This is a genomic window from Bradyrhizobium sp. MI1.7, assembly GCF_055811795.1.
In genome coordinates this window covers 1-6,533 of record NZ_JBVVPO010000071.1, presented here as the reverse complement: position 1 = coordinate 6,533, position 6,533 = coordinate 1, and the positions used below count along the sequence as shown (strand labels likewise).

The following is a 6,533-nucleotide window of genomic DNA, read 5'->3' as shown; positions in this document are numbered from 1 at the left end:
ACGCTTATCGCGGCGCCCTTGCGCGCGGCCTACAAGACGGGGCTGTTCTCGCAGACGGCGCGCTATGTCTACCGGCTCGAACTGCCGTCATGCCTATAAGTGGGGCGGGTATGTTGGCCCCGGCCCCTCTTCCGTCGTGGCCGCTGGGAAGCGTCCTTGAAAATGCTTGAACTCTAGCCAGCCCCCAACAGCGAGGCGGGGCGGCGCTCGCCGGCGGAGACGAACATCCGCTTGAGCTTGTTGACGACGCGGATCAGGAATCCGATCATCACGGGATTGGTCTTGCGGCAGAAGGCGATCTTCTTGACGTGGCCTTCGACATGCCATTTGGCATGCGCGCCGTCGCGGAAGAAAATGACGTCGCCCGGGCCGTAACGCTTCGGCGGCATGCCGTCGCTTTCGAGCACGATCGATCCTTCCATGATCATGATCGTCTCGTCGATGTCGTAGTACCAGTTGAAGCGCCCTTCGGTGCAGTGCCAGATGATGGTCGAGGCGGTGCCGTCGGCGCTGGTCGACAGGATGTGCGAGCGCGACACCGGATTGCCTTCGATAATCCAGGACGGCTCGATCGGCCGCAGCTCGAGATCCACGTTGCAACTACTGATTTCAATCAATGACGGCGACATCTGCTTCCCCAGGGAATAAAATATGTATGGCCGGGTCTGGGCCCGGATTGTTTCCAAAGATGTTGGAACGCTAGTAGCCGGTTTTTAATTCTTTCTTACGCAGGCGCCGACAATCAGCCGCAAGTTGCAGGCGCGACGAGGTTAACGTCGGGATTTGCCTGCAAATTCGCGCACATGAACCCATCTTTTCTGGGGTGCGACAAAGTGCGCGAAAGTGACCAGCGAAGGAGCCCGCACCGATGCCCCTCACCCCGGAGGTTCTGACAGCCCAAGGCGAGGTCGTCGCCTGGCTCGGCAGCCTCGATGTTTCCTTCGCAACCGAAGATGAGCCCTGGTTCACCATCGACGGCGTCGAAAACCCCCGGCAGATCGGCAGCGACGGCTGCGGCGGCACCTTCGTGCTGCTGCCATCGCGGAATGTGCTCTACGTCTCATCGGAGGGCCGCGCAGGAATTATCGCCGGCACGTTCGAGGCCTTCATCCAGCTCTTTGTCGCCCACCCCTACTGGCTGGACATCCTCAAATTCTCCGCCGGCGGCGATCTCGCAGAGATGCGGCGCGCGGCGGATGCGCTTGAGGCGACACTCGACCAGGAGGATGACGTCAACGCGGCCCGCGAGGAAATTCGCGGCAGCCTCGACCTGCCCGATGCGGACGATCCCATCGAAGCGCTTTACGAGGCGGTCGCCACGTCCGACGTCATCGTGCGGGCCACCGACGGCAGCCCGTTCACGACGCTGTTCAACCGCTTCAGCATCGACAACAACCGGATGCTGCGCAACGCGGCGGCGTGAGAGCGCGTGACGCCAGCGCTGGGGCTTGAACCTTCCACCATCATCGTCATGGCCGGGCTTGTCCCGGCCATCCACGCCTAGCGGCACAAAGAACGTGGATGCCCGGGACAAGCCCGGGCATGACGAGCAGCGGCGGACTACTTCGCCCACTCGCCCTTGCGGAACACCGGCACCTTGCTGCCGTCGGCGAGAATGCCGTCGATGTCGGTCTCGGCAGAACCGATCATCCAGTCGATATGGATCAGGCTCTGGTTGCCGCCTTGCGCGGCGATCTGCTGCGGCGTCAGCTGCGCGCCGTTGACGAAGCACTTCGAATAGCACTGGCCGAGCGCGATGTGCGAGGCCGCGTTCTCGTCGAACAGCGTGTTGTAGAACAACAGCCCGCTCTGCGAGATCGGCGAGGAATGCGGCACCAGCGCCACCTCGCCGAGACGCCGCGCGCCTTCGTCGGTGTCGAGCACCTTGTTCAGCACCTCCGCGCCGCGCGAGGCCTTTGCGTCGACGATCCTGCCGTCCTCGAAGCGCACCGCGATGTTGTCGATCAGCGTGCCCTGGTAGGACAGCGGCTTCGAGCTCACGACATGGCCAAAGACGCGCCGGCAATGCGGCGTTGTGAAAACCTCTTCGGTCGGGATATTGGCGTTGCAACTGATGCCGTTCTTGGACAGCGAGGCGCCGCCCTCCCATTCATGTCCGTCGGCCAGCCCGATGGAGAGGTCGATGCCGGGACCTGAATATTGCAGCGCGCGAAAGCGCTGGCCGTTGAGCCAGTTGGTGCGCTCGCGCAGCACCGCGTTGTGGCTCGCCCAATTGCCCATCGCATCCTCGCGGTCGACGCGGGAGGCCGCGAAGATCGCGTCTGCCAGCTTGCCGATCGCAATGTCCTCGGGATCATCAGGGAAGACCTGCTTGGCCCATGACGGGCTCGGATAGGCGATGATGTTCCAGTTGGTGTCGAAATTGACGATTTTTTCCAGCGCCGGCTGATAGGCTATCGAATTGGCCTTGCTGGCGCGCGCCACCTTGGAAGGATCTTCGCCGGACAGCAGCATCGGATTGTCGCCGACGATGGCGAGCCGCGCGGTGTTGTCGGAGAACGCCTTGGCCATGCCCTCATAGAGCCAGTTGGCGGCACGATCGAAGCTGTTGTCCTGGCCGTGGCGGTAGCGCGCCAGCGTCATCTCCTCATCCGACAGGATCGGCGTCACGATACCGGCGCCGGCCTTGTAGGCGTGCACGGCGATCCGCCGCACCAGCGGCAGCGCGATCGCGGGCGCCGTCAAGAGCAGATCCTGTCCCGGCCGCAAGCCCAGGCCCACCTTCACCGCCACCTCGGCCAGCCGGTCGAGTTTCACGGGATCGATGGGAACGGCGGAATTGCGGTGATCAATCATGCGGGGTCCTCTGCCGAAGCTCTCTCGTTCAATCTAAGTCTAGCATCGCAAGGCGCAAGTGCGCGAGCGCCTTGCGACACGGAGAGATACGGAGTTTCGCGCATTTTGGTTTTCAACGCGTTGCCGATTTCAGCACCCGGTCGACCATGGCAGGCGCAAGGCCGAGGTAATTTTTCGGTGAAGTCAGCGCTTCGATCGTGGCACGGTCGATCCTGACGGAGACGCGGGGGTCGGACGAGAGCGCGTCCGCCAATGTCAGACCCTTCTCATTGGCGAGCCGGCAGGCATCATAGACCACGTCATGCGCCTCCTGCCGCCCGATCTGCGGCGCCAGCCCCATCATGACCGCTTCGGCCACGATCTGGCCGCGGCTGATGGCGAGATTGTCGTTCATCTTCCTTTCATCGACGATGAGGCCTGCGAGCGCGAACTTCGCCTGGTGCAGCGCGCCGGCGGTCAGCACGAAGCTTTCCGGGATCGCCATCCATTCGGCATGCCAGGGCCCGGTGGCGCGCTCGAAATCCTGCACCATCGCATCCAGCATCAGACCGGCATGCTGGCGCACCGCCTTGGACGCCGCGAGCATCAGCTCCGAGGAGATCGGGTTGCGCTTCTGCGGCATGGTCGAGGAGGCGCCGCGGCCCTTGACGAAGGGCTCGTAGACCTCGGCGAACTCGGTCGAGGCCATGATCATGATGTCGAGCGCGATCTTGCCGAGCGAGCCTGTGACGAGCGCGAGGAAGTTCACGGCCTCGGCAAAGCCGTCGCGCGCGACGTGCCAGGTCGAGGCGGGAACGCCGAGCTCGAGCTCGACGCAGAGCGCCTCCTGCACCTCGAACCCCTTGCCGCCGAGCGAGGCCAGCGTTCCGGCGGCGCCGGCGAACTGTCCGACCAGCACGCGCGGCTTCAATTGCACGAGCCGCTCGGCGTGGCGGTCGAACATCGCGAGCCAGATCGCGGTCTTGTAGCCGAACGTCACCGGCAGCGCCTGCTGGAGATGGGTGCGGCCGGCCATCGGCGTGTCGCGGTAGCGCTTCGAGAGGTCCGCGAGGATGTTTCGCAGCTCGGCGATGTCGCGCTCGACGATCCCGAGCGCGGCGCGCAATTGCAGCACCACCGCGGTATCCATGATGTCCTGCGTGGTTGCGCCCCAATGCACGTAGCGGCCGGCCTCGCCGCACTGTTTCACCATCTGATGCACCAGCGGCAGGATCGGATAGCCGACGATGTCGGTCTCCTGTCGCAGCAGATCGAAATCGAATGCGGCGACGTCGGTCCGCGCCGCGATCTGGTCGGCGGCTTCCTGCGGGATCACGCCGCACTTCGCCTCCGCCTTCGCCAGCGCCACCTCGACCTCGGCATAGCGTCCGACCAGCGCGACATCGGAAAACACTTCGCGCATCTCGGGCGTGCCGAAGGCGTCGCGGAACAGCATGGAATCGAGCACGGTCGTCGAGGCGGGAAAAGCGGGCATGGGCGTTTCTTTATGGTTTGCGTTTGTGTGAGAGCAGCTTACGCGGGCCGCGCTGTTCGGCAATGGACATTCATGGCTCGCCACACATTCGATGCCGTACGACGACATTACGACGGCGCATCGCTCCATCACCCCGTCATCCTGAGATGCGAAGCGTGCGACGCGCGGCGGCGCACGAAGCGCCTCGAAGTGATGAGCGGCCGCGATGCAGCCGGGCCGTCGCCCTTCGAGGGCCGTGACAAGGCGGCCACTTCAGGGGGACGGGATAAATTGTGAGCGCGGCAAGATCGGGCTATGTGCGCAGCCCGCGCACCAGACCCGCCACATTCTCATTCAAGTTGCATTCCTATCCGAAAACGGCATAGCAGCCATCACGCGATCGTGGTGAACCCGGCAGGCCGCTCAGCGGACTCACAGTCTTAGAGTCGAAATCCATTCTGATTTCATCATTGCCTGATGTCATTGCGAGGGTTGAGTTTTCGACGTGCAGTTTATGTTCCGGGACCACCTTCTCGACACCGACCGGCGCGAGCTGAGCCGCGAGCAGGTTCCCGTGGCCGTGGAGCCGCAGGTCTTCGACCTCGTCGTCCACCTCATGGAGAACCGCGACCGGGTGGTCAGCAAGGATGAGCTGATCGACAAGATCTGGCACGGGCGCAGCGTCTCCGAATCCACCCTGACCAGCCGGATCAACGCGGCGCGCAAGGCGATCGGCGACAGCGGAGCCAACCAGGCGCTGATCCGCACCATCGCGCGCAAGGGCTTTCGTTTCGTCGGCGCTGTCCAGACGCAGCGCGGCGCGGCCTTGCCGGAGCCGGGCCGTGTCGCCCAGGCGCCGCAGGCGGCGCTCGCGCTGCCCGACCGTCCCGCGATCGCCGTGCTGCCCTTCACCAATATGAGCGGCGACCGCGAGCAGGACTATTTCTCCGACGGCATCAGCGAGGACATCATCACGGCGCTGTCGAAGCTGCGCTGGTTCTTCGTCGTCGCCCGCAACTCTTCCTTCGTCTACAAGGGCCGCGCCGTTCACATGCACGAAGTCGCGCGCGAGCTCGGCGTACGCTATGTGCTCGAAGGCAGCGTGCGGCGCAGCGGCGATCGCCTGCGCATCTCGGCGCAGCTCAACGACGTCTCGACCGGCAGCCATCTCTGGGCCGAGCGCTACGACCGCGAGCTTGCCGACATCTTCGCCGTGCAGGACGAGATCACCGAGGCGATCGTCGCCGCGATCGAGCCGCAGCTCTATACCGCCGAAAGCTTTCGTGCCCAGCAGAAGCCACCGGGCAGCCTCGACGCCTGGGACCTCGTGATGCGTGCGCTGTCGCATTATTGGCGCATCACGCGCGAGGACAACGCCGCCGCACAAGGACTGCTGGAACAGGCGACCGCGATCGATCCCGCCTATGGCAAGGCGCTGGGCCTGCTCGCGACCAGCCATATCTTCGGCGCGCATATGGGCTGGGCCGACATGGCCATGACCGTGCCGGTCGCCGAACGCGCGGCGCTCGCGGCGGTGGAAGCCGATCGCGAGGACGCCTGGGCCCATCACGGTCTGGCTTACACTTATTTGTTCCGCCGCCGCTTCGACGACGCGCTGGCTGAGTTCGAGCTGACGCTGCAACTCAATCCGAATTTTGCGATGGCGCACGCTTTCTACGGCGTGACGCTGTGCTACGCCGGGAGATGGCGAGACGGCGATGCCGCCGCTCGCCGCGCGCTGCGGCTGAGCCCGCGCGATCCGCTCGCGGCGATCTATTGCGGCGTAGCCGCCTATGCCCAGTTCATCGGCCGCAACTATGAGGGCGCCGTGCAGATGGCGCGGGAATCGATGCGGCAGCGCGCCGATTTCGTCGGCGCCCATCGCGTGCTGACGGCCGCCGCCGGCATGTTGGGCGATCCTCAACTCGCGGCGTACGCGCTGCGGGGCCTGCAACGCACCCAGCCCGGCATCTCGCTGGCCTGGCTCACGCGCGAGCTGCCGATGCGGCGGGCAGAGGATCGCGAGCACTATCTGCAGGGGTTTCGGCGCGCGGGAATGAGGTGATGCTGTTTACCCTCCCCTGGAGGGGTCCGGGACGAGCGTAGCTCGCCCGTGGGTCGGCTCGCATCTGAGCGCAGCGAAGATGAGAGACGGGGTGGGGTGACGGTCTCTCCACAATGAACACTGCCTGCGTGGAGAGATCCCCCACCCCGCTCGCGCTTCGCGCGATCGACCCTCCCCCTCCAGGGGAGGGTAAACAGC

Annotated in this window: 5 protein-coding genes; 2 read left to right on the top strand and 3 right to left on the bottom strand. The window is 64.7% G+C overall.

Annotation, left to right across the window (positions count from 1 at the left end):
- Nucleotides 1–173: 173 nt before the first annotated feature.
- On the bottom strand, nt 174–629 hold the full coding sequence (locus AC0L3X_RS38530) for a cupin domain-containing protein (protein ID WP_063980806.1): 456 nt from the start codon (nt 627–629) through the stop codon (nt 174–176).
- A 239-nt stretch (nt 630–868) separates the two neighbouring features.
- On the opposite strand from AC0L3X_RS38530, the gene AC0L3X_RS38525 reads away from it, so the two are divergent.
- Nucleotides 869–1,423 (top strand): hypothetical protein, encoded by a 555-nt coding sequence (locus tag AC0L3X_RS38525; RefSeq protein ID WP_063980805.1) that lies wholly within the window; start codon nt 869–871, stop codon nt 1,421–1,423.
- 137 nt (nt 1,424–1,560) lie between these two features.
- Here the strand turns inward: AC0L3X_RS38525 and AC0L3X_RS38520 are convergent, their stop codons facing one another.
- Nucleotides 1,561–2,817, bottom strand: a complete 1,257-nt coding sequence (locus AC0L3X_RS38520; RefSeq protein WP_063980804.1) for an aminopeptidase — start codon at nt 2,815–2,817, stop codon at nt 1,561–1,563.
- Between the two features lie 112 nt (nt 2,818–2,929).
- Nucleotides 2,930–4,291: a 3-carboxy-cis,cis-muconate cycloisomerase gene (pcaB, locus tag AC0L3X_RS38515; protein WP_063980803.1), complete on the bottom strand. Its 1,362-nt coding sequence runs from the start codon at nt 4,289–4,291 to the stop codon at nt 2,930–2,932.
- Between the two features lie 484 nt (nt 4,292–4,775).
- Between pcaB and AC0L3X_RS38510 the strand changes: the two genes are divergently transcribed.
- Nucleotides 4,776–6,335, top strand: a complete 1,560-nt coding sequence (locus AC0L3X_RS38510; protein ID WP_063980802.1) for a winged helix-turn-helix domain-containing protein — start codon at nt 4,776–4,778, stop codon at nt 6,333–6,335.
- Nucleotides 6,336–6,533: the final 198 nt, after the last annotated feature.

What these genes read in the sequence shown, in the direction of transcription:
- AC0L3X_RS38530 (WP_063980806.1), bottom strand. Translation starts at nt 629, where the DNA reads ATGTCGCCGTCATTGATTGAAATCAGTAGTTGCAACGTGGATCTCGAG.
- AC0L3X_RS38525 (WP_063980805.1), top strand. Translation starts at nt 869, where the DNA reads ATGCCCCTCACCCCGGAGGTTCTGACAGCCCAAGGCGAGGTCGTCGCC.
- AC0L3X_RS38520 (WP_063980804.1), bottom strand. Translation starts at nt 2,817, where the DNA reads ATGATTGATCACCGCAATTCCGCCGTTCCCATCGATCCCGTGAAACTC.
- pcaB (WP_063980803.1), bottom strand. Translation starts at nt 4,291, where the DNA reads ATGCCCGCTTTTCCCGCCTCGACGACCGTGCTCGATTCCATGCTGTTC.